The sequence below is a fragment of the Mycobacterium europaeum genome (genome assembly GCF_002102155.1).
Classification (GTDB): domain Bacteria; phylum Actinomycetota; class Actinomycetes; order Mycobacteriales; family Mycobacteriaceae; genus Mycobacterium; species Mycobacterium europaeum.
Genome location: NZ_LQOU01000028.1, coordinates 14,954 through 35,003, shown reverse-complemented (window position 1 = coordinate 35,003; position 20,050 = coordinate 14,954). Strand labels below are relative to the sequence as shown.

19 protein-coding genes are annotated in these 20,050 nt (G+C 68.1%); 9 read left to right on the top strand and 10 right to left on the bottom strand.

The window, feature by feature from the left end:
- Positions 1–56 precede the first annotated feature (56 nt).
- The gene (locus tag AWC03_RS14220) at positions 57–1,373 is read left to right on the top strand and encodes a diaminopimelate decarboxylase family protein (RefSeq protein WP_085241262.1); all 1,317 of its coding nucleotides are present in this window, start codon (positions 57–59) and stop codon (positions 1,371–1,373) included.
- Positions 1,370–2,128, top strand: coding sequence for a rhomboid-like protein (locus AWC03_RS14215; protein ID WP_085241260.1), 759 nt, complete (start codon positions 1,370–1,372; stop codon positions 2,126–2,128). Before AWC03_RS14220 ends, AWC03_RS14215 begins: the two co-directional genes overlap by 4 nt.
- On the opposite strand, the gene AWC03_RS14210 is transcribed toward AWC03_RS14215, so the two are convergent.
- Positions 2,125–4,092, bottom strand: coding sequence for a glycoside hydrolase family 172 protein (locus AWC03_RS14210; RefSeq protein ID WP_244275239.1), 1,968 nt, complete (start codon positions 4,090–4,092; stop codon positions 2,125–2,127). The genes AWC03_RS14215 and AWC03_RS14210 overlap by 4 nt on opposite strands.
- Before the next feature lie 627 nt (positions 4,093–4,719).
- On the opposite strand from AWC03_RS14210, the gene AWC03_RS28125 reads away from it, so the two are divergent.
- Positions 4,720–4,851 (top strand): hypothetical protein, encoded by a 132-nt coding sequence (locus tag AWC03_RS28125; RefSeq protein WP_276327146.1) that lies wholly within the window; start codon positions 4,720–4,722, stop codon positions 4,849–4,851.
- Positions 4,852–5,836: 985 nt separating this feature from the next.
- On the opposite strand, the gene ligD is transcribed toward AWC03_RS28125, so the two are convergent.
- On the bottom strand, positions 5,837–6,880 hold the full coding sequence (gene ligD, locus AWC03_RS14205; protein WP_085241256.1) for a non-homologous end-joining DNA ligase: 1,044 nt from the start codon (positions 6,878–6,880) through the stop codon (positions 5,837–5,839).
- Positions 6,881–6,906: 26 nt separating this feature from the next.
- On the opposite strand from ligD, the gene AWC03_RS14200 reads away from it, so the two are divergent.
- Positions 6,907–7,977, top strand: coding sequence for an ATP-dependent DNA ligase (locus AWC03_RS14200; RefSeq protein WP_085241255.1), 1,071 nt, complete (start codon positions 6,907–6,909; stop codon positions 7,975–7,977).
- Here the strand turns inward: AWC03_RS14200 and AWC03_RS14195 are convergent.
- The gene (locus tag AWC03_RS14195; protein ID WP_085241253.1) at positions 7,974–9,509 is read right to left on the bottom strand and encodes an HNH endonuclease signature motif containing protein; all 1,536 of its coding nucleotides are present in this window, start codon (positions 9,507–9,509) and stop codon (positions 7,974–7,976) included. The genes AWC03_RS14200 and AWC03_RS14195 overlap by 4 nt on opposite strands.
- A 131-nt stretch (positions 9,510–9,640) precedes the next feature.
- Here AWC03_RS14195 and AWC03_RS14190 point away from each other — a divergent pair, with 131 nt between their 5' ends.
- A complete protein-coding gene (locus AWC03_RS14190) occupies positions 9,641–10,009 on the top strand; it encodes a hypothetical protein (RefSeq protein ID WP_085241251.1) in 369 nt (122 codons plus the stop codon).
- Position 10,010: 1 nt separating this feature from the next.
- Here the strand turns inward: AWC03_RS14190 and AWC03_RS14185 are convergent, their stop codons facing one another.
- Genes AWC03_RS14185 through AWC03_RS14165 form a run of 5 tightly spaced genes read right to left on the bottom strand, consistent with a single transcriptional unit; the run spans position 10,011 to position 14,424 of the window.
- Entirely contained in the window at positions 10,011–11,237 is a 1,227-nt protein-coding gene (locus tag AWC03_RS14185; RefSeq protein WP_085241249.1) for a cytochrome P450, read from the bottom strand.
- Between the two features lie 45 nt (positions 11,238–11,282).
- The gene (locus AWC03_RS14180; RefSeq protein WP_085241247.1) at positions 11,283–11,768 is read right to left on the bottom strand and encodes an NUDIX hydrolase; all 486 of its coding nucleotides are present in this window, start codon (positions 11,766–11,768) and stop codon (positions 11,283–11,285) included.
- A 4-nt stretch (positions 11,769–11,772) separates the two neighbouring features.
- Entirely contained in the window at positions 11,773–13,128 is a 1,356-nt protein-coding gene (locus AWC03_RS14175) for a WS/DGAT/MGAT family O-acyltransferase (RefSeq protein WP_085241246.1), read from the bottom strand.
- Between the two features lie 42 nt (positions 13,129–13,170).
- Positions 13,171–13,557, bottom strand: a complete 387-nt coding sequence (locus AWC03_RS14170; protein WP_085241245.1) for a DUF1330 domain-containing protein — start codon at positions 13,555–13,557, stop codon at positions 13,171–13,173.
- A 9-nt stretch (positions 13,558–13,566) separates the two neighbouring features.
- Entirely contained in the window at positions 13,567–14,424 is an 858-nt protein-coding gene (locus AWC03_RS14165) for an SDR family NAD(P)-dependent oxidoreductase (RefSeq protein WP_085241243.1), read from the bottom strand.
- Positions 14,425–14,527: 103 nt separating this feature from the next.
- Here AWC03_RS14165 and AWC03_RS14160 point away from each other — a divergent pair, with 103 nt between their 5' ends.
- From AWC03_RS14160 to AWC03_RS14145, 4 genes are read left to right on the top strand one after another with little or no spacing between them, the layout of a single operon-like run.
- Positions 14,528–15,607 (top strand): NAD(P)H-dependent amine dehydrogenase family protein, encoded by a 1,080-nt coding sequence (locus AWC03_RS14160; protein WP_085241241.1) that lies wholly within the window; start codon positions 14,528–14,530, stop codon positions 15,605–15,607.
- Positions 15,604–16,098 (top strand): VOC family protein, encoded by a 495-nt coding sequence (locus AWC03_RS14155; protein ID WP_085241240.1) that lies wholly within the window; start codon positions 15,604–15,606, stop codon positions 16,096–16,098. Before AWC03_RS14160 ends, AWC03_RS14155 begins: the two co-directional genes overlap by 4 nt.
- Entirely contained in the window at positions 16,095–16,868 is a 774-nt protein-coding gene (locus AWC03_RS14150) for an SDR family NAD(P)-dependent oxidoreductase (protein WP_085241238.1), read from the top strand. The genes AWC03_RS14155 and AWC03_RS14150 overlap by 4 nt, the downstream gene beginning before the upstream one ends.
- Positions 16,865–17,479, top strand: a complete 615-nt coding sequence (locus AWC03_RS14145) for a TetR/AcrR family transcriptional regulator (RefSeq protein WP_085241236.1) — start codon at positions 16,865–16,867, stop codon at positions 17,477–17,479. The genes AWC03_RS14150 and AWC03_RS14145 overlap by 4 nt, the downstream gene beginning before the upstream one ends.
- Here the strand turns inward: AWC03_RS14145 and AWC03_RS14140 are convergent, their stop codons facing one another.
- Both AWC03_RS14140 and AWC03_RS14130 read right to left on the bottom strand, forming a co-directional pair.
- Complete coding sequence (locus tag AWC03_RS14140) at positions 17,480–18,478, bottom strand: D-2-hydroxyacid dehydrogenase family protein (RefSeq protein ID WP_085241234.1); 999 nt, start codon at positions 18,476–18,478, stop codon at positions 17,480–17,482. It abuts the gene before it with no gap.
- 606 nt (positions 18,479–19,084) lie between these two features.
- Positions 19,085–20,050, bottom strand: coding sequence for an LLM class flavin-dependent oxidoreductase (locus AWC03_RS14130; RefSeq protein ID WP_085241233.1), 966 nt, complete (start codon positions 20,048–20,050; stop codon positions 19,085–19,087).

The window sequence follows — 20,050 nt, the reverse complement described above, 5'->3', positions numbered from 1 at the left end:
GTGAAGGCTTCGTTAAGAGCGCGGCACGCGTGCGATCCGACCGGCACCGTGGAGGTATGACGCTCTTCGAGCTGCTTCCCTCGGTGAGGCACGGGCTGAACCCGCACCTCGATCGCGCGGTCTGGCCGCTGAGCGCCTACGTCGACGACCGGGGCCGGCTGTGCGTGGGCGACGTGGCCGCCGACGATGTCGCCGCCGAGTTCGGCACCCCCACCTACGTGGTGGACGAGGAGGATTTCCGGGCCCGCATCCGCTGCTATCGCGCGACGCTGCCCGACGCCGAGCTGATCTACGCGGGCAGGGCGCTGTTGAGCGTCGACGTCGCGCGCTGGGCCGCGGACGAAGGGGCCGGCGTCAACGTGTGCTCGGCCGGCGAGCTGGCCACCGCCCTGGCCGCCGACGTCCCGCCGGCACAAATCATCTTGGACGGCGTCATCACGGCGGCCGAGCTGTACGACGCGGTCGCCGCCGGGGTCGGACGGATCGTCATCGACACGCCGAGCGAGGTCTCGCTGCTCGCCTGCCGGGTGCGTCACCCCCAGCGTGTCCTGCTCGGCGTCATCCCCGACGTCGGGGCCGTCGACCAGAAGTTCGGCTTCGCCTTGTCGGGTGGCCTGGCCGCCGGCGCCATCAGACGCGTCCTGGGCCAGCCGTGGCTGAATCTGGTGGGTCTGCACTGCCGGCTGGGATCGCAGCTGAGCGACGCCGCGCGTTACGGTGAGGCGATCCGCCAGATGATCGGCGTGATGGCCGAGGTCCGCGACCGCCATCAGGTCGTGCTCACCGAACTCAACCTCGGCGGCGGACACGGTGTCCCCTACCTTTCCGGCGACCCGGAACTCAACCTGCGGTCGCTTCGGGCCACCATCGACGCCGCACTCGAATCCGCCTGTGCGGACTACGAATTCCCGCGCCCGAAAATCGTGATCGAGCCGGGTCGGGCCATCGCCGCGCGCGCCGGGATGATGCTGTGCCGGGTGATCGCCGTCAAACGGCAGCCCGGCGGGCACACCTTCGTCGCGGTGGACGGCGGCACGGGCGACATCCTCGGCACCGAGCGGCCCGGCGCGAAACACACGGTGGCTCTGGCCAATCGGCACCGGCCAACCGCGACCGCACCCGTCACGGTCGTGGGCCGGCATGGCGACGGCGACGAGATCGCCCGCAACGTCGCGTTGCCCGCGGACGTCCGGCCCGGGGACCTGCTGGCGGTGGCCTGCACCGGCGCCTATCAGCACTCGACGGAGTCGAGCCGCAGCCTGGTGGGCCGCCCGCCGCTGGTCGCGGTCTCCGGCGGCCGGTCCCGGGAACTGGTGCGCCGGGAGACCGTGGCCGACCTGCTGGCCCGAGATCGCGGCTGGAACGGCCAATGACGGCGCCCGGCAATCAGGCTCGGCTGCGTGCCGACCGGTTGCGCGTCACGGCGGCGTACGCCTTGTTGCTGCTCGCGGTCTCGGTCACCCTGACGGCGCTGGGTGCGCGCACCCGGGCCGCCGTCGTCCGCGAAATGAGCACCAACCTGCACAACCTGGCGCACGGCCACCTGGGCAGCCTGGTAGGTAGCGCGTTCGTCAGCGACGGCGGCGACGTCTATCTCTGGTTGCCCGGGCTGGTGTGCTTGCTGGCGCTGGGCGAACTCATCTGGCGCGGCAGGGGTCTGTTGGTCACCTTTGCCGTCGGCCACATCGGCGCCACCGTGATCGTCGCGGTCGGTCTGGTCGCGGCGGTGGAAACGGGATGGCTGCCGTTCTCGGTCGCGCGGGCCACCGACGTGGGGATCAGCTACGGCGCGGCATGCGTGCTGGGTGCCCTGACCGCATCGATACCGTTGCGCTGGCGTGCGGCCTGGGTCGGGTGGTGGCTGGGTGTCGCGCTGGTGGCGACGGCCGACGCGGACTTCACCGCGTTCGGTCACGTGCTGGCACTGCTGCTGGGCATGGGCTTGTCGTTCCGGTTGCCGTCGATCGCGCGCTGGACGCCCGCGCACGCGGCCTTGCTCGCCGTCGGCGCCACCTTCGGCTATTTCGTGCTCTCCGGGTGGTCGTCGCCGGTGGCGGCCCTCGGTGGGTTGGCGGGCGTGGTGGCGGCCCTCCTCGCCACCCGGGTGATGCGGTCGGCGCCCGTCTAGTCGGTTGGCCCCGAGAGTGTTTCCACCTGATAGCGGCTCGCCGTCCAGGGCGGGGAATCGGGCGCGGGCGTGAGGGTGACCGTCAGCTGCGCCTTGCCTGCGGTTGCCGACGGCGGCAACAGGTAGGTGTCGTCGAGCCAGCGGTGAAAAGTGTTGGCCCGCGGCTGCAGCCAGTTCCCGACCGGAACGCCGTCGATGGCGACGTCCGCGGATTGGAAGCCGTCCGCTTGGTCCGACGTGCGGCGCAACAGGATGCCGCGGTTGCCCGGGTCGGTGTCGACGTGAAAGGTGATCGCGGCGTTGGTGGCGCGGACCGACCCGACGACCGGACGGGTGTCTTCGGCGCCCTCGTATTCGCTGACCAACAACCGGTCCGAGGCGTCGGCGTCGGCGTAGCCGTGCAGGAGCCGGCTGACGGGGTCGGCGGGGCGGAGCTCGTCGCCGGGCGCCAGCGTGTCATTCGGTTGTGTGTAGAGGAAAGCGGTTGAGCTGTAATCGGGTTGGACCATGTTGCGTTTGCCGTGCTCGATGCCGAAGCGGAGCGCGGAGTGGTAGTCGATGGCGTCGGCGAGCATGAGCCGGTAGACGGCGACGCAGTAGTCCGGGCAGCCGGCGGTGGCGGTGCGCCGATCGGGTTGTCCGGTGAGCGGGTCGGTGAAGCGGGTGCCGTCCTTGAAATACCAGCCGCCCTCGTAGAGGTCCTCGGTGCCGGTGCCATACCACTGCGGCGACGCGGCGCCGTCGGTGTACACGCGCTCGGCTCCTTCCAGAAAGTACGGAGCGGCGTCGCTGAACGCGGTCTTGATCCGGAAGCCGCGAATGGTGTGGCTGACACCCACGAACTTCCCGTGGCCCCGTTCGTCGGCGAACAGCCAATCCTGGCCCGGCATCGTCGGCGCGGCGTGGGACCGGGCGGTGAAATAGCCGGCGCGACCGGTGGCCAGCGCAGGCGCCCAGCGGGCGTCGGGCGTGATCGTCACGTCGGTCGCGATTGCGTCTACCGGTTCGTCGGTGGTGTTCACGAGGGTGATGCGAGCGTCGTGGGCGAAGGGCATCGGCCACCACGCGGACAAGGACAACGATCCGCCCGGGTCGGGGACCGCGGCGAACATCAGCGACCGCACGGTGGCGACGCCGAGTCCGGCGCCGAAGAATTCCCCGAGTGGGGAGTCGACCGTGGTCCGGCCGTCGAAGTCCATCTGCAGCCGTAGGCCACCCAGGAGTTGGTCCGTGGGTTCGGGGAGTTGCAGGCGTATCGCCGAAACGCCGGCCGGACCGGTCGCTTCCGCGATCGTCACCTCCGCCCCGGCCGGCAGTTCCACTGTCCGCTTGTCATGAGCGCCGGCGGGTCCGGCCGGTTTGGGATCGGCCGTGCCCGCCTTGCGCAGCGTGGCGAGCACGTCGCGGGCCGGGTCGGCGGGCGAGAAGGTGGTCACGCCGTCGGCCGTCGGGAATTGACGGTAATCGACGTGGTAGTACTCAAGGTTCGATGCGACGCTGACGCGCATCGACTGGCGGTAGGGCATGGGCACCTTGACGTACACCCCGCCCGGCGACTGAGTCGCGTTGGCCACCAGTGGCCATTCGAATGGCGCGCCCAGCGCACCGTTGACGACCGACTGCAGCGGAGCGTCCAAGACCGTCCGTCCGTCCAGTTCGACGCGGATGTTTCCGATCCGGGTCACCTTGCCACCGTCGCGGGTGAGCCAGATCGAATCCACCTCGCCGGCGCCACGATCCTCCGCGATGACGCAGCCGGCACCGCCGTCGGCCAAACACCCCCCGGTGCCGTTGCGATTTCCGGTGGAAAGGTCGAAATCGCCACCGCTGCGATCGAAGCTGGAAAGCTGCAAGGCCTGGGTGTCGGAGCGTAGATACGGCAACCGATCCAGTCGGCGGTAAGTGTCCCAGCCGATCAGCCGGTCGCCGGTGCCGCTCGGCTCAGCCGGCGCTTGCGCCGCCATGGTGACACCTGCCGCCGACAGCGCGAGGGCCGAGACCACGCACCACGCACGAATTGCCACGGGCATAGCGGCAAAGTTTACTTTTCCCGGTCGGGTTGGCCGAATTTGAAATCTAAGTCCGGATCCGCTGCGGCGTGCCGCGCCTGAAATGCATTCAACCTACGAAGAGGGTGGCAAGAGCGAAGCTGGCGGTGCGGTCCGTGCGTTCGGTGCCGACGCGCCCAACCGAGTTGACCGGCACGATATGCCTCGACATTACCCATACCACGAGACGCTGCAAGCGCGGATTTCAAGACCTACGGTACGTATCTCGGCTCGCACGAATGCGTTTGGCCTCGGTTGAATCGCTTTAGATACAGGCCGGATGGTATGCGCTTCATGTCGTGGCCCGTCTACCCCGTGTGGACTTCGCCGGAAGAAATGAATGCCAAATAGGTTGAAAGCCGCCCGCCGGCAGCGGATTTGACCCGCGGCGCGCGGCGGTTCAGCCGAAGCCGATGGCCCGCTTCCAGACTATCGACGTGTGGATCGCCGGAAATTTGGTGAATCCCATCGTGTTCCGCATTGCACTCACGTAATATTGCTCACCTCGGGCGTACATCTTCCCTCTAACGGATGGAGTGGTTCATGTCACGCATGAAGTACAAGATTGCTCTCGGCCTGATCCTGGCCGCCACCGCATTGGCCAGCTCCGGTTGCACGGTACCGCTGACCATCGACTGCAGCACGGCCACGACCGGAATAACCTGCACGGGATAGGCCGGAAGCCTTCGAGGGGGTGGCGCTACTGGCACGCCCTACTCGGCGTGGTCCGCTCATAGACCCACCGAGAGGCACGTCGTTGCCTAAGCGTGCCAGTCAGCGCACCTCGCCTTGCTGCTATCTGGATTGATGAAGGTGCTTGGCTATCAAGCGTTTTGGCAGCAGTAGGCACCTGGCTCACTTCTTGCTGGCTTGCCTGCGGGAAAGGCGAAGTGAAGCCGTGCCGGTTCCCGCATACTCGATCTTTGGGGTGCGCAAGGTGCCGGAATCCGTTGATTCGTTGCAGCGTTCGCCGAGCCGAACCAAGCGCATCGGTCACTGTGACGAATCTCTTCCATGTTGTGGCACAAGGGAATCGAGCCCACCACCTATCGCGGACAGGTTGTCGTGCGTTCATCGGCTAGTGGGAAATCGGCCCAAATTCGTTGAATCCCACACCATTCCGCATTGGGCTCACGTAAAATAGCTTCCCTCGGGCGAAACATTTGTTCATTGGCGAACGGAGTGTTCATGTCTCGTTTGAAGTACAAAGTCGTTCTCGGCCTGGTCCTGGGCTTCACCGCATTGACAAGCTCCGGATGCACGCTGCCTACCATCTCGTGCACCAGCAGCACTACTGGGATCAGCTGCACGCCGTAGAGCTGCCCCCAAGGCATCACCAGTTCACGGTTGGCCGCCGTCGCGCCGTCGGGTGGCGGCGGCCAACCGTCCCCCGTACGACGCGCCTCGCTACGTTGAAGTGACTTGTGCCTCAAGCCTTCCCGATGGTTCGGCGCGCCGCTCTCGGGCGCGTCCTTGCGGAGCAGGTCCGGCGCCACGGCCGGTCGGCAGCAGGAATCTCCTGAAATCTGCGCTGTTGTCTCGCCAGGGCAGAAAGTCAGCAGTAGAGTTGTGCTGAAAGTTGTTGCCCCAGAAGCGTCGGGTCCGCCAGATGACTTCGAGGGGTCGTTTCTGGGGCACAACTACCATAGGGTCCGGCCGGTCAGCGGCCGCCATCCCCCTTCAGGTCCGTATCCCGGCTCGGCTGAACGCGTTTCGGCTCGCCGGGCATTTTCGGGTAGTTCGGCGGATACGGCATGTCCCCCAGTCCGCGCTCCTCGTCGTGCTCGGCCATTTCCAGCAGGGGCGCGATCGACTGCGTCGCGTCGTTCATTGCCGCCCAGGGGTCTTCGCGCCCCTTCATCAGGTCGGGAACGGACGCGATGGTGTAGTCGTCGGGTTCGGCGCTCGCCAGCTCGTCCCAGCTGAGCGGCGTCGACACCGTCGCCGTCGGGGTTGGCCGCACCGAGTAGGCCGACGCCATGGTGCGATCCCGCGCGTTCTGATTGAAGTCGATGAAGATGCGCTCGCCGCGCTGCTCTTTCCACCACGACGTGGTGACCTCCTCGGGCGCGCGGCGCTCGATTTCGCGGGCCAGCGCGATGCCGGCGCGCCGCACCTCGGTGAAGTCCCACTCGGTGGCGATCCGCAGGAAGACATGGATTCCCCGGCCGCCGGAGGTTTTGGGGTAGCCCACCAGACCGAGCTCGTCGAGTAACGGCCGCAGCACGTCGACGGCAACCGTACGCGCCTGCGCGAAGGCGACACCGGGCTGAGGATCCAGGTCGATGCGCAACTCGTCGGGATGGTCGGTGTCCGGGCAACGCACCTGCCAGGGATGCAAGGTGATGGTGCCCATCTGCGCCGCCCACACGATCGCCGAGGGGTGCGTGACCTTGAGCGCGTCCGCAGTGCGTCCCGAGGGAAACGTCACGCGGCAGGTCTGCAGGTAGTCGGGATGGTGCCGGGGGATGCGTTTCTGGTAGATCTCCTCGCCGTCGATGCCATCCGGGAACCGCTGCAGATGGGTCGGCCGGTCGCGGAGCGCGGCGAGCATCGGGCTTCCGGCTGCAACGGCCACGGTTCGGTAGTACTCCACGAGTCGCCGCTTGGTGCCTTTGGAGCCCAACTCGGGGAAATAGACCTTGTCCGGGTTGGTCAGGCGCACCGCAATACCGTCGACGTCGAGCTCTTCTGCAGCAGCCATACCGACGATTCCAGCACAATCGGCCTATGGACCTCCCTGTCATGCCCCCGGTGTCGCCGATGCTCGCCAAATCGGTGCGGTCGATCCCACCAGACGCGTCGTACGAGCCCAAATGGGACGGGTTCAGGTCGATCTGCTTCCGTGACCGGGAGGAGGTGGAGCTCGGCAGTCGCAACGAGCGGCCCATGACGCGCTATTTTCCCGAGCTGGTGGCCGCCGCCCGGGCGGAGTTGCCCGAGCGTTGCGTGATCGACGGGGAGATCGTCATCGCGACCGCCCACGGCCTGGATTTCGAGGCTTTACAACAACGCATCCACCCGGCGGATTCGCGGGTGCGGCTGCTCGCCGAAACCACGCCAGCGTCCTTCGTCGCGTTCGACTTGCTCGCGCTGGGCGACGACGACTACACGCGGCGACCGTTCAGCGAGCGACGCGCCGCGCTCGTCGAGGCGGTGGGAAACTCCGGCCCGTCGATCCACGTCACCCCGGCCACCACCGACATCGACGTCGCGCGGCGCTGGTTCGACGAATTCGAGGGAGCCGGCCTCGACGGTGTCATCGCCAAGCCGCTGACCGTCACCTATCAGCCCGACAAGCGGGTCATGTTCAAGATCAAGCACGAGCGGACCGCGGACTGCGTGGTCGCCGGCTATCGCGTACACAAGTCGGGCGGTGACTCGATCGGCTCGCTGCTGCTCGGGCTGTACCAGGATGACGGCCAGCTGGCGTCCGTCGGGGTCATCGGCGCCTTTCCGATGGCCGAGCGGCGGCGCCTGTTTGCCGAGCTGCAGCCGCTCGTCACCGATTTCGAGGATCACCCGTGGAACTGGGCCGCCCACGAGGCGGGCGAACGCACGCCGCGCAAGAACGAATTCTCCCGCTGGAACGCGGGCAAGGATCTTTCGTTCGTGCCGTTGCGACCCGAGCGCGTGGTCGAGGTCCGCTACGACCATATGGAGGGCCGGCGGTTTCGGCACACCGCGCAGTTCAACCGGTGGCGGCCGGACCGTGACCCGCGTTCGTGCACGTACGAACAACTCGAGCAGCCGGTCACCTTCAGCCTCGGTGACATCGTGCCCGGGCTGGGACCGGGCTAGAAGGGCGGCGGCTGGTTGCGTTCGGCGATGCGGGCGGCGTTGAGCGCGCGTTCGGCATCGATGCGGCGGGCCCGGTCTTGTTGTCGGGTCCGCCGGCGCACGGGCATCATGACCCCGCGATCGCCGGGGCCGCGGTAATTCGCTGGCGCACTGGGTAATTCGCCCGTCGGCAAACACAGCACAGGAAACAACAGCCGGCTGCCCGGACGGGTGGTGTACGTCTGCCCGGTCGGAGACACCCAGACCACGGTGCCGTCCGGCCGTTGCTCATCGCGCCAACCCGTCCAGAAAGTCTTCAGAAGGTGATGCTTCCTGCACAGGCACTTGAGGTTGGACGCGTGGGTGGGGCCCAGCGGGTAGGGCACCGTGTGATCGATGTCGGTGAATTCGGCGGGTCGATCACAACCGGGGAACCGGCACGTCATGTCCCGGCACCGGATGAACCGCTCCAGCTCGGCCGACGGCCGGTAGCCCGGCTCGGCCGCTGCGTCGGATGGATGGCGCACCGGCTGCACTTTGGCCCCGCCACGGATCAGCTCGGCGACCTGCGCCGGCAGTATCACGCCGCCGCCAGGGATCAGCGCGGGCGGCCGGGGATCGGGGACGTCGGGCTCGGGGTCGGGGGCCAGCGCCTCCGCCAGGGTCGTCTGGTCTGTGATGGGACGGGACCGCCGCTCCCCCGACATGTGCGGATCCGTGTCGGCCTCCAGCGCCGAAGCGTCGGCGACGACGTGGATCACCACGCCGGCGGCCCGCTCGTCCTTCTCGACGCGGGCGGGGCAGTCCGTGTTGCCACAACCACACGCGAGCCGGCGAGCGCCCACGGCCAGGGCTCCCAACGCGTCGGCGCGGCGCTGAGCGACGGTGCGCGGATCCTCTCCGCACACTTCCCCGGCCATTTGCAGCAGGCGCCGGTCCAACATGGCCGCATCGTGCGCATAGAGCCGCCCCCACATGGCGGCGGTGCCCGACTCGCCATCGGATTGATCGATGACGACGTCGCGGCTGCGGGCCGCGGCGCGAGTGCGCCGCAAAGCCCCGGGATCGTGGCGGTCCACCACGACGTCGATGGCTTGCGCGGTCTTGCTTGTCGACATCGGCCCGAACCGCGCAGCGTCTTCCGCCAGGGCGGTGTCGATCAAGTGCAGTGTGTCGGCGTCTTTGACGAGATCGGTGTGCCAGACCATGGTCGCCGCCAGCCGGGCACTGATCGCGCCCTCGGCGAAGAGCGCCGCCACCCGGGGCAGCCGGTTGCGCAACGCGGCAGCCAGATACATCTGCCCCGAAGCCATCGCGTGGCTGATGTTTTGCGCCGCTGCGACTTCCGCGGCCATGGCATCCCAGTTGTCACAGGACCAATGCGCGGAGCTGGTTGGCCCGTCGGCATGGCGCTCCACTAGTTCCGCGATGGCCGCCAGCCGGCACGCCGCGGCCGCCGCCTCCGCCCGCGCGCACGCGGAGATGGCGGCGGCCACTTCGGCGTCCTCGGCGCGCGCCAGCTCCTCGACTGACGGCAGCCTGAGATCGAACATATTTTCGATAGTAGGCGGTAGTCGGGACGCCGGGCACCGCCCAACCACTCGCCTGTGGACAAACTTCGAACTGTGCATAACCCGCGGCACGGGCACGTTTAATACCCGCGGGGCGTGGGCACGCGAACGACATGTCAGTGACAGCGTTTCAGGACCTTCCCCTGGCGGATCGCGACCGCAAGTGGGACGGTGCAGCCGCCGAGAAGCGGGTCCGCAATTGGGCGGACGCCGAAGACGAGCCCAACGAGAAGTACCGCGACGCGCACGTCTGGTACGACAACGGCAAGAAGGGCAACTTCACGGCGTACAAGCTGTTGATCGCCGATGTCGTCGACGGCGACCTCAAGGCCGTGCCCCGCGGGGTGATGGCCGCGGGGGCCATCATGGACGGCGCGCGCGGCGGCATCGACCTGCCGAAGACGGACGTCGATCGAGTCAAGAGCCACTTGGCCAAGTACTACGAGAAAATGGGCGAAGACCCGCCATGGGAACGCGGCTGAGCTAAATCGCGACGGGCAGGTGCGACAGCCCACGCAGCGTGACGTTGGCCTTATATTGCGGCTCTCCGCTCAGTCGCGCGCCCGGGAAGCGTGCCGTTACCGCCGACAGCGCCACGGCGGTCTCCAGCCGGGCCAGCGGGGCGCCCAGGCAGTAGTGCGCGCCCCGGCCAAAGCCTAAGTGTCGCAACCCCGTCCGGTCCGGGTCGAACACATCGGGCCGATCGAATTCCGCGGGATCACGATTAGCCGCGGCGAGCAGGAGCATCATGACGTCGCCCGCCGGCACGTCCACGCCACCAATCGTCATGTCCGCGAGCGCGATTCGGCCCACCAGCTGCACGGGCGGGTCGTAGCGCAACGTCTCTTCGACGATCGCCGGCGCCCGGCCGGGGTCGGCGCCCAGGGCGCCCCACTGCCCGGGATTGCGCAGCATTGCCAGCACCGCGTTCCCGATGAGATTAACCGTGGTCTCGTGTCCGGCGATCAGGAGCAGGTTGCAGGTGGAGACGATCTCCTCCTCGGTGAGTTGATCGCCGGACTCCTCCACGGCGATCAGGCCCGACAGCAGGTCGTCGCCGGGTTGTGAACGGCGGCGCTCGATCAGCCCGTGGAAGTATTCGCGCAGCCACGCCCCGGCCTGTTGTCGTTCCTTCGCGATGTCCGGCGGCACGCCGGTGATCGTGGAAAACGGGTCCAGCGCCTGAGCCAACAACGCCGACGCACGGCCGAACTGTGGCTCGTCGTCGAGCGGCACACCGAGCAGCCGGCAGATCACCGCCACCGGCAGTGGGTAGGCGAAATCGTCGACGACCTCGAAATGGCCCTCGTCGGCGACCCGATCGAGCATTCCGTCGACCAGCGAACGAATGTCGGGCTCGAGCGCGCTCACCACCTTGGGCGCGAAGGCCTTGCTGACCAGCCTGCGCAGGCGGGTGTGGTCCGGCGGATCGAGAAAGAGGAAGCCCGGCGGTCCCTGTCGGCGCGGTGCCGTTCCGGCCTCGGCCTGGCGCTTGGCGACCGTCGAGTTGACGTTGTCGCTGCTCGACGACGGGTGCCGCAACACTTCGTCGCAGTCTCGGTAACGCAAGAACACCGCAAGGTTGGCGTCGGGCAGCGACAACGCCCCGCCGTCGCGAAACTGCGCACAGAGCCGATACGGGTCGGGCCGGTTGGCCGGGTCCAGCAGCTGCAGCAGCAACTCCTGGGAGTCGGTCGGCGCGGTTGTCATGCGGCCATTGTGCCCGCGGCGGCGGCCGGCCGGGATGTCCGCATGTCAGGTCCCTTCGTGCGATGCCGTCACGTCCGGATGTGCCGTCAATCGATCCAGAAAACCCAACTGGCCCTTCAGCAGCTTGGCGCGCGCCTGCGCCACCGTAAACCAGCCCACCCGATCGACCTCCGGGAACTCCCGCACCGTGCCCGAGCCCTTCGGCCATTCCAATTCGAAGGTGTTGCTGCGCGCGTCGGTCACGTCGAGGTCGCCGCGCACGGCGAAAGCGGTGACCACCTTGCCGCCGGACTGTTTGAGCTGTCCGAGGTCCAGCCGGGGCCCCGCCGGTACCGAAAGCCCGAGCTCTTCGGAGAACTCGCGTTGCGCGGCGACCCACGGATCCTCTCCGTCGGCGTACTCGCCTTTGGGAATCGACCAGGCCCCGTCGTCTTTTCGCGCCCAGAACGGGCCGCCCGGATGCGCGATCAGGACCTCCACGACGCCGTCGCGGGTCCGGTACAGCAGCACCCCCGCACTGAGCTTCGGCATCCGCTCAGGACCCGACCGAACGTTCCAGGTCCTTGAGCGACGACTCCAGGTGCGCGAGCAGGCGCTGCAGGTGCGGCACGCTGCGCCGGCAGCCCACCAGGCCGAAGTCCAGGTTGCCGGCGTTGTTGGCCAGGGTGATGTTCAGCGCCTGGCCGTCCAGCGCGATGGACAGCGGGTAGTTGCCGTCGAGGCGGGCGCCGCCGTAGTAGATCGGCTGCGTGGGTCCCGGCACGTTCGAGATGATGATGTTGAACGGCGGCGACGTGGACGCCACCCAGCCCGGTACGGCGGCCAGGGCCAACGCCGACGTGTTGGCCGCGGACAGCGCCAGCGCCTGGAAGCGGGGCAGCTGCGAGAACACCGTCTTGTTACGGCGCATCGAATCGCTGATGGTCTGCAGTCGCTGCGCGGGGTCGTCGGTGTCGGTGGCGAGATTGCACAGGATGGCGCCGACGAGGTTGCCCCCGGCGTCGGCCTCGTCCTCGGTGCGCAGGCTCACCGGAACCATCGCGATCAGCGGGGTGTCCGGCAGGGCGTTCTGCTCGAGCAGGTAGGTGCGCAGGGCGCCCGAACACATCGCCAGCACGACATCGTTGACGGTCACCCCGGCGGCCTTCTTGACGCCTTTGATGCGGTCCAGCGACCATGACTGCGCGGCGCACCGACGCGCCCCGCCGATCTTGACGTTGAGCATGGTGCGCGGGGCCCCGAAGGGCAGGGTCAGCCGCTGCTCGAGCAGCGCCGCGCGGGCCAGCGAGATCGTCGACGGGGCGAGTGCCGCAACGGATCCCGCCGCATGCAGCACCGAGCGCAAGGGGCTCACCGGGCTGCTCTTGCGCTTGCCTTTGGGCAGGCTCCACGGCGCGCGAATCTCGGTGTCGCCGGGGTCAGTCGACAACGCCCGCTGCATCAGCTTCTGCGCGGAGACGCCGTCGATCAGTGCATGGTGAACCTTGGTGTAGATCGCGAACCGGCCATCCTTGAAGCCCTCGACGATGTGCGTCTCCCACAGGGGACGGTGACGATCCAACAGGCTGCTGTGCCACCGGGAAGTCAGCTCGAGCAACTCACGGATACGCCCCGGCGACGGCACCGCCGATCGCCGGACGTGGTAGTCGACGTCGACGTCTTTGTCGTAGGACCAGCCCAGGCTGGCGATTCCGCCTACGAATGTCGCCGGATGCTTGCGGAAGGTGGGCTGGAAATCGTCCTGCGCGATCAACCGGTCATAGAGATCCCGGACGAAGCCGCTACCGGCGCCGTCCGGCATCTCGAACAACTGCAAGCCACCGACGTGCATGGGATGTTCGCGCGACTCTCCGAGCAGAAATATCGCGTCGGTGGGCATCATCAGTTCCATCCACCAATTACACGCGACGGTGCGCGAACCCGCTAGCACCCTTTATTCGGGCGCCAGCGACCACACCGATGTCGCGATCAGGTCGCCGCGGTCGAGCCCGGCGGCGCGATGTTCGTGCACTTTCGCGTACTCCGGCGTGCTCACCATGTCCATGAATGCCTGCGGCGTCGGGTATTCGACGACCAGAATCGCGTCCCACCAAGGCTTTTCGCCATCCCCTATCACGAAGGTCGGCGCGGTCCCCACATAACGGACGGTGGCACCCACGCGCCGCAGGTGCGGCGCGACCTCCAGGGCGTAGCGCTGGTAGGACTCCCGTCCGCCCGGGCTCTTGAACTTCAGCAGGTTGACCATCACCACCGGCTCGCCGGCGGGCCGGGTGGCCAGGGCCGCGAACTGTTCGGGAGTGGGCTCCAGAGAATGGCTCATGAAAGACGATTACAGCAGATCGGTGATGGTCTTCAGGCCCGCTTCGTACAGGACGCCGGGCAACATGCCACCGTCGTGCTCGATGGTGGTGCCGTTGACGAAGTCGGCCTCGCCGCTGGCGAGGAAGACGCAGACCCTGCCCACCTCCGCCGGTTCGCCCGCCCGGCGCAGCGGGACGGCCGCGAAATACTTTGCGCCGGTGGGGTCGTCTTTGGGCAGCACGAACGACCGGAAGTTCTCGGTCATGGTCGGTCCCAGTGCGATGCAGTTGACCCGGACCTCGGGCCCCCACTCCTGCGCCAGCGACCGGGTGAGATGGTTGAGCCCGCTCTTGGCGGCGCCGTAGGAGACCAACGTCGGTGACCCCGCCGGATGCCCGGCCCCGCTGGAGATGTTGATGATGCAACCGACGCCGTCCTGGGTGCGCATCTGCCGGTACGCGCGGATCGCGAACCACAGCGGGCTGATCAGGTTCATCTGTACCGCGAACGCGTGAAACAGCGCCGTGCGCTCATACTCGTCGTCGCTCGCCGGCGCCCCCTGAATGCGTTGCACCAGTTGAGGAATGCTCTCCGCGTGCGGGGCCGGAACGGTGCCGCCGGCATTGTTCACCAGGATGTCGATGCGGCCGTGCTCGGCGACGACATCGGCGACGAAGGAGTCGATCGCACGGCAGTCCCCTTGGTCGCAGACCTTCTGCGAGGCGCGCTGCGCCCAATCGGGTTCGACGCCGGGAAGGGCGTCGAGGGGCGAACGGGAACAGCCGATGACGGTGGCGCCGGCGCGGAGCAGTTCATGGGCGATGCCGACGCCCACACCGCGGCTGGTTCCCGTCACGATCGCGACTTTGCCGTCCAGGACACTCATGACAGGCCTTCCTAACGCCGATGTTGACAGTCACTGTCAGCGGGTCATACTGTGCCATTCCGGTCATCGGCGTGTAAAGCCATGCGATTCGGAGGTCACCCAGATGAGCAGTCCGTCCAAGATCCGCGTCATCCAATGGGCGACCGGGGGCGTCGGCAAGGCGGCCATCGCGTGTGTGCTCAATCATCCGCAGCTGGAGCTGGCCGGTTGCTGGGTGCACTCGGCGGACAAGGACGGCCTCGACGTCGGCCGGATCCTGGGAACCGCGGACCTCGGGGTCACCGCCACCTCCAGCGCTGAGGAGATCCTGGCGCTGGACGCCGACTGCGTCGTGTACAGCCCGTTGGTGCCCAACGACGACGAGGTCATCGCGATCCTGCGATCCGGCAAGAACGTCGTCACCCCGGTCGGCTGGGTCTACCCCGACCCCGCCAACTCGCGGCACCGGGCCGTCGCGGACGCCGCGCTCCAGGGCGGGGTGACCCTGCACGGTTCGGGGATCCACCCCGGCGGCATCACGGAGCGGTTCCCGCTGATGCTGTCCTCGCTCTCGTCGGGCGTCACCCATATCCGCGCCGAGGAGTTCTCCGACATCCGCACCTACAACGCCCCGGACGTCGTGCGCCACATCATGGGCTTCGGCGGCACCCCCGAGGAGGCCATGCAGGGCCCCATGGCCGGCCTGCTGGACGGGGGCTTCAAACAGTCGGTTCGAATGATCGCCGACCACATGGGATTTCGCATCGACCCCAACATCAGGACCATCCAGGACGTCGCGGTCGCGACCGCCGACATCGACTACGCCCCGTTCCCGATCACGACGGGAGCCGTGGCCGCGCGCCGGTTCCGCTGGCAGGCCATGGTGGACGGCGAACCCGTGATCACGGCGGCGGTCAACTGGTTGATGGGCGAGGAAAACCTGGACCCGGCCTGGGATTTCGGTGGGCGCGGCGAACGGTTCGAGGTCGAGATCACCGGCGATCCCACGGTGTGCCTCACCTTCAAGGGCCTGCAACCCGAGACGATCGCCGAAGGGCTGGTGAAGAATCCCGGCGTGGTGGCCACGGCCAACCATTGCGTCAACGCGATCCCCGACGTCTGCGCCGCCGAACCCGGCATCAAGACCTACCTCGACCTGCCCCTGTTCGCCGGTCGCCCCGCTCCCGGCCTCGCCGCGTCATGACCGGCGTCCTCGGCGACGTCTCGTTCTGCCACCTCGTCGTCGGGGTGACCGACATGGACCGCGCCCTGGAGTTCTACCGCGACCTGCTGGGCATGGAGGTCGTCTTCGAAACCCTGGTCTCCGGTGAACCTTTCGACGCTGTGCTGCACGCCACCCGCAAGCAGGAGGGCCGGGTGGTGGGCGGACTGCTCGGCGGGTTGATGGTCGAGTTGCTGTCGCTGGGTAAATCGGATCACCGGCCGGCACGTCGTGGCATCACCGGAATCCACAACGTCGCCCTGTCGGTGACCGACCTCGACGAAACCCACCGCCGTGTCACCGCGGCCGGTTACGCCCCCGACCAGGATCCCTTCGAAATCGGCGGCGTCCGAATGTTTTTCGTCAAGGATCCGGACGGGACCGCCGTCGAGTTCATCGAACTTCCCGGCGGCGCCCGCAGCACGTACGAGATGCACCGCGGCGTACCCGTCCGGATGGGGCCCGCGACATGAGCTACTCGCATCCCGATTCGATGCGCGGCCACGTGGCGGTCGTCACCGGCGCCGCCCAGGGTGTGGGCAAGGGCACCGCCGCCGCACTGCTGGAGCGCGGCGCATCGGTGCTGCTGGTCGACATCCAGGACGAGTTGCTGGGCAAGACCGCCGAGGAACTCTCGGCGATCGGTCGCGTCGAGAAGCTCACCGCCGACCTGCGTGAGCCGGACAGCGCTCAACGGATCGTGACGGCCGCTGTCGACGCCTTCGGTACGGTCCACGGCCTGGTGAACAACGCGATCGCCACCAACGAACCCAAGGCGTTCGTCGACATCACCACCGAAGACTTCGCGCTCGGCCACGAGGTCGGCCCGCGCGCGACCTTCCTGCTTATGCAGGCCGTATACCCCGTCATGGTCGACGCGGGCGGCGGGTCGATCGTCAACCTGGGCTCGGGGACGGGCACCGGCGGCGAGCCGAAGTGGGGCGGCTACGCCGCCGCCAAGGAGGCCATCCGGGGCCTGTCGAAGGTCGCCGCCCTGGAGTGGGGGCGCGACAACATTCGCGTCAACGTCATCTGCCCGTTCGCCGAATCAGACGGCGTCAAGTTCTGGAAGTCGTTCGCCCCCAAGGAGTACGAAAAGGCCGTGGGACGCGTGCCGATGAAGCGCATCGGCGATGTCCGCACGGACGTGGGCGCGCTGGTGGCGTTCCTGCTGGGCACCGACTCGACGTTCGTCACCGGGCAGACCATTCACGTCGACGGCGGGATCGGCTGTTTCCGGTGAGCGCGCCCGGCAGGCCGGAGTCGCTGCGCGATCGGCAGCGCGCACAGATCCGGGCCGACCTCCGGCGCGCGGCGTTCCGGCTGTTCGTCGAGCGGGGGTACGACGCCGTCACCACGGAGGAGATCGCCGCCGCCGCGGGCGTTTCGGCGCGCACTTTCTTCCGGCATGTGCCGACGAAAGAAGACCTGCTGCTCGCGCCCGTTCGCCATGGCGGGGCCGCGATCGTCAACCTGCTCGAGCAGCGGCCCGCGAACGAGGCCCCGGATGTCGCGTTGATCAACGCCATCGTCACGCGGACCCGGGCGTTCGAGGAGGCCGACACCGACGAGTGGCGAGAAGCGCTGCTGGTGGCGCCCGATCTGCTCGGCAAGGTGACGGTCCACACGCCCGCCGACAAGGAGCGGGCGGCCAAGCTGATCGCCGCGCGCATGGGGGTCAACCCGGACGCCGACATGCGTCCCGGCCTGCTGGTGCAACTCGCCTTCGCCGCGGCCGATTTCGGCTTCCAGCAATGGGTCCGCCGGCCCGGTCGGGCGTGGCCGCTGCATCGCTACGTCACCGAGGCGCTGGAAGCGGTGAGGAGTCCGCACTGGAGAGGGAAGCGCGGCTGATCAAGCCCGCGAGGCCTCGGGGTTGGCGATCCGGATCGGGTCGCCGTCCAGCCAGGCGACCACCGCCTCCACGGTGTCGGAGTAGAAGGCGCCGAGCATTTCACGGGTGACATACCCCAGGTGGGGTGCCAGGGTGACATTCGGGAGCAATCGAAGCGGGTGGTCGAGCGGCAGCGGTTCGACGTCGTAGACATCAAGCCCAGCGCCGGCGATACGCCCCGCGGTTAGGGCGGCGATCATGGCGGCCTCGTCGACGATCGGCCCGCGCGACGTGTTGATCAGGAATGCGTGCGGCTTCATCAGGGCGAGTTCGGATTCGCCGACCAGCCCGCGCGTGCGCTCCGAGAGCACCAGATGGACGGAGACCACGTCGGACTCCTCGAACAGCGCCGCCTTGTCGACCCGGCGCGCGCCGACCGCCGCGGCGGCGTCCGCGGTGAGGTTCTGACTCCACGCGATGACCTCCATGCCAAAGGCTTTGGCGTATCCGGCCATCCGCTGGCCCACCCGTCCGAGGCCAAGCAGGCCGAGCGTCTTACCGGACAGCGTGAGACCCGTCGTCACCTGCCAGCCGCCGTCCCGCATGCGTCGGTGTTCCTCGGCCAGGTTGCGTACCGTGGCGATCAGCAGTCCCCACGCGAATTCCGGCGTGGCGTCCTGCACGGAGCGGAATCGCGGATGGGTGAAGTCGGTGTGGGCGACGAGGATCCCCCGCTCCGTGGCCGCGGCCATGTCCAGGTTGGGTAGGCTTTTGCCGACGATGGTGATGAGCTTGAGGTTGGGCAGCCGCTCGAGCAGCGTCCGCGGCAGCGCCATCCGCTCGCGCAGGGTGCAGATCACGTCGAACGGCCGCAGCGCCTCCGCCGCGTCCTCCTCGGACAGGTGCCGGTCGAAAACCGTCACATGGGAACGGCTTTGCACCGGCGACCAGTCGGCGAGCCGCAGTGCCACGCCCGCGTAGTCGTCGAGGATCGCCACCTGGGGCGCGGGGTTCGCCATCGCCCCATTGAACCCTAGGTCAGGTCGCGCACTCGGCCTTTCGGGCTAGCAATTAGCACCGGAGACGCAGCCGCTGTCGGGGACGCGAGCGGGGCTCGTCTGCGGCGTGGACGGACTGGACGACGTGGGCGTTGCCGGCGCCGCGGGCGCGAGCCCCACCGGCGTGTCGACACCGTACCCGACCAGGACCGTCAGCGCGGCGGCGCCACCCAAGGCCGCAATTGCGTTATTCGCCTGCGATCTCTTCATCGGTGCTCCATCACGCGCGGACCGGGCGCGGCTCAGCCCCCACCTCCGCCGCCGCCACCGCCGGCACCTCCGGCGGCGCCCCCACCACCGGCACCGCTTTCACCGCTACCGCCGTTACCGTACGTCCCGCCGTAAACGGGCGGTGGGGGCGGCGGGGGCGCCGGGCTGGACGACGTCGGCACGGGCGGCGCCGCCGGCGTGTTACTTGCCAGCGTGTTTGCGGCGGCCCCGCCGCCGAAGGTAACGGCCAGTCCGAGTGTGGCGGCGCCGCCGAGGACGGCCAGGGTCTTTCTCGTGTCAGGTTTCATGTTGGCCGCATACCCCTTATTCGCATGCGCAATCTGAACTTTCGCGTAGTTAGCTGAGCGCGGGCAGTACCTTGTCGGTGAGGAGCTGGACCGACTTCCACGCCTCGTCGACGGGCATGCCGCCGACCAGTGGGTGCATCACGAGCGGTCCGTAGTTGTCGGCGCCGCGGACCTCGGCGATCAGCTCGTCGGGGGTCAGGAACCGGTAGCGGCCCGACGCCCTGACCTCGTCCAGCGTCTGCACGCCGGGCAGATGCATCAGGGACCGCTGGTCGGTCGACCATCCGCCGTAAGTGACGGCCTCCCAAAGGATGTGGTCACCGAGCTCGGCCCAGGCCCGGTCGGGGTCCTCGTGCAGGAAGATCATGCCGCGGTTGACCGGCCCCGGCATGAGGATGAACGGCGTCATGCCGGCCTCGACACACAACTCCCGGTAGTAGGCGGCCACCTCGGGCAGGTGGTCGGCCAGACTGAGCGGCAGCCGGAACCGTGCCGCCCGTCGCGCCGTGACCCGCGCGCCGCCCCCGACGTACAGCGGTGGATGCGGCCGCGTCCAGGTGCCGGTGCAGAGTCCCGGCTCGGCACCGGACCACACCGACAGCATCCGCTCCAGCAGGCTGTCCATCAGCGCACCGCGCCGTGCGAAATCGGCTCCCAGCGTGTCGTATTCGACCGTGCGGTAGCCGAGGCCGACCGTGGTGTGCAGCCGGCCCCGGCTCATGTTGTCGACCAGGGCGATGTCCTCGGCGAGGCGCACCGGATTCCAGAGCGGGCCCAGGGCACAGTCCACGCTGGCGATCAGCCTCGAGGTCCGCGCCAGGAACATGGCCGCCGCCATGATGGGGTTACAGCTCCAGCCGTGTCCCGTCGCGTGGTGTTCGTCGACGCTGACGGAGGTGATGTCGCGCGACTCGCCCCACTGCGCCAATTCGAGGGCGGCCGACAACAGCGCGCTCTGCGTGCGCGGTTCACCCTGCGGCGACGCAAAATTGAAGCGCAACACCGTCAGCAACAC

Coding starts and splice junctions, on each gene's coding strand:
- AWC03_RS14195 (WP_085241253.1), bottom strand. CDS start 9,509: ATGTTCGATCTCAGGCTGCCGTCAGTCGAGGAGCTGGCGCGCGCCGAG.
- AWC03_RS14160 (WP_085241241.1), top strand. CDS start 14,528: ATGAGCAGTCCGTCCAAGATCCGCGTCATCCAATGGGCGACCGGGGGC.
- AWC03_RS14175 (WP_085241246.1), bottom strand. CDS start 13,128: ATGGAACTGATGATGCCCACCGACGCGATATTTCTGCTCGGAGAGTCG.
- ligD (WP_085241256.1), bottom strand. CDS start 6,880: ATGGCTGCTGCAGAAGAGCTCGACGTCGACGGTATTGCGGTGCGCCTG.
- AWC03_RS14155 (WP_085241240.1), top strand. CDS start 15,604: ATGACCGGCGTCCTCGGCGACGTCTCGTTCTGCCACCTCGTCGTCGGG.
- AWC03_RS14140 (WP_085241234.1), bottom strand. CDS start 18,478: ATGGCGAACCCCGCGCCCCAGGTGGCGATCCTCGACGACTACGCGGGC.
- AWC03_RS14180 (WP_085241247.1), bottom strand. CDS start 11,768: ATGCCGAAGCTCAGTGCGGGGGTGCTGCTGTACCGGACCCGCGACGGC.
- AWC03_RS28125 (WP_276327146.1), top strand. CDS start 4,720: ATGTCACGCATGAAGTACAAGATTGCTCTCGGCCTGATCCTGGCCGCC.
- AWC03_RS14170 (WP_085241245.1), bottom strand. CDS start 13,557: ATGAGCCATTCTCTGGAGCCCACTCCCGAACAGTTCGCGGCCCTGGCC.
- AWC03_RS14200 (WP_085241255.1), top strand. CDS start 6,907: ATGGACCTCCCTGTCATGCCCCCGGTGTCGCCGATGCTCGCCAAATCG.
- AWC03_RS14215 (WP_085241260.1), top strand. CDS start 1,370: ATGACGGCGCCCGGCAATCAGGCTCGGCTGCGTGCCGACCGGTTGCGC.
- AWC03_RS14185 (WP_085241249.1), bottom strand. CDS start 11,237: ATGACAACCGCGCCGACCGACTCCCAGGAGTTGCTGCTGCAGCTGCTG.
- AWC03_RS14220 (WP_085241262.1), top strand. CDS start 57: ATGACGCTCTTCGAGCTGCTTCCCTCGGTGAGGCACGGGCTGAACCCG.
- AWC03_RS14210 (WP_244275239.1), bottom strand. CDS start 4,092: ATGGCGGCGCAAGCGCCGGCTGAGCCGAGCGGCACCGGCGACCGGCTG.
- AWC03_RS14190 (WP_085241251.1), top strand. CDS start 9,641: ATGTCAGTGACAGCGTTTCAGGACCTTCCCCTGGCGGATCGCGACCGC.
- AWC03_RS14165 (WP_085241243.1), bottom strand. CDS start 14,424: ATGAGTGTCCTGGACGGCAAAGTCGCGATCGTGACGGGAACCAGCCGC.
- AWC03_RS14150 (WP_085241238.1), top strand. CDS start 16,095: ATGAGCTACTCGCATCCCGATTCGATGCGCGGCCACGTGGCGGTCGTC.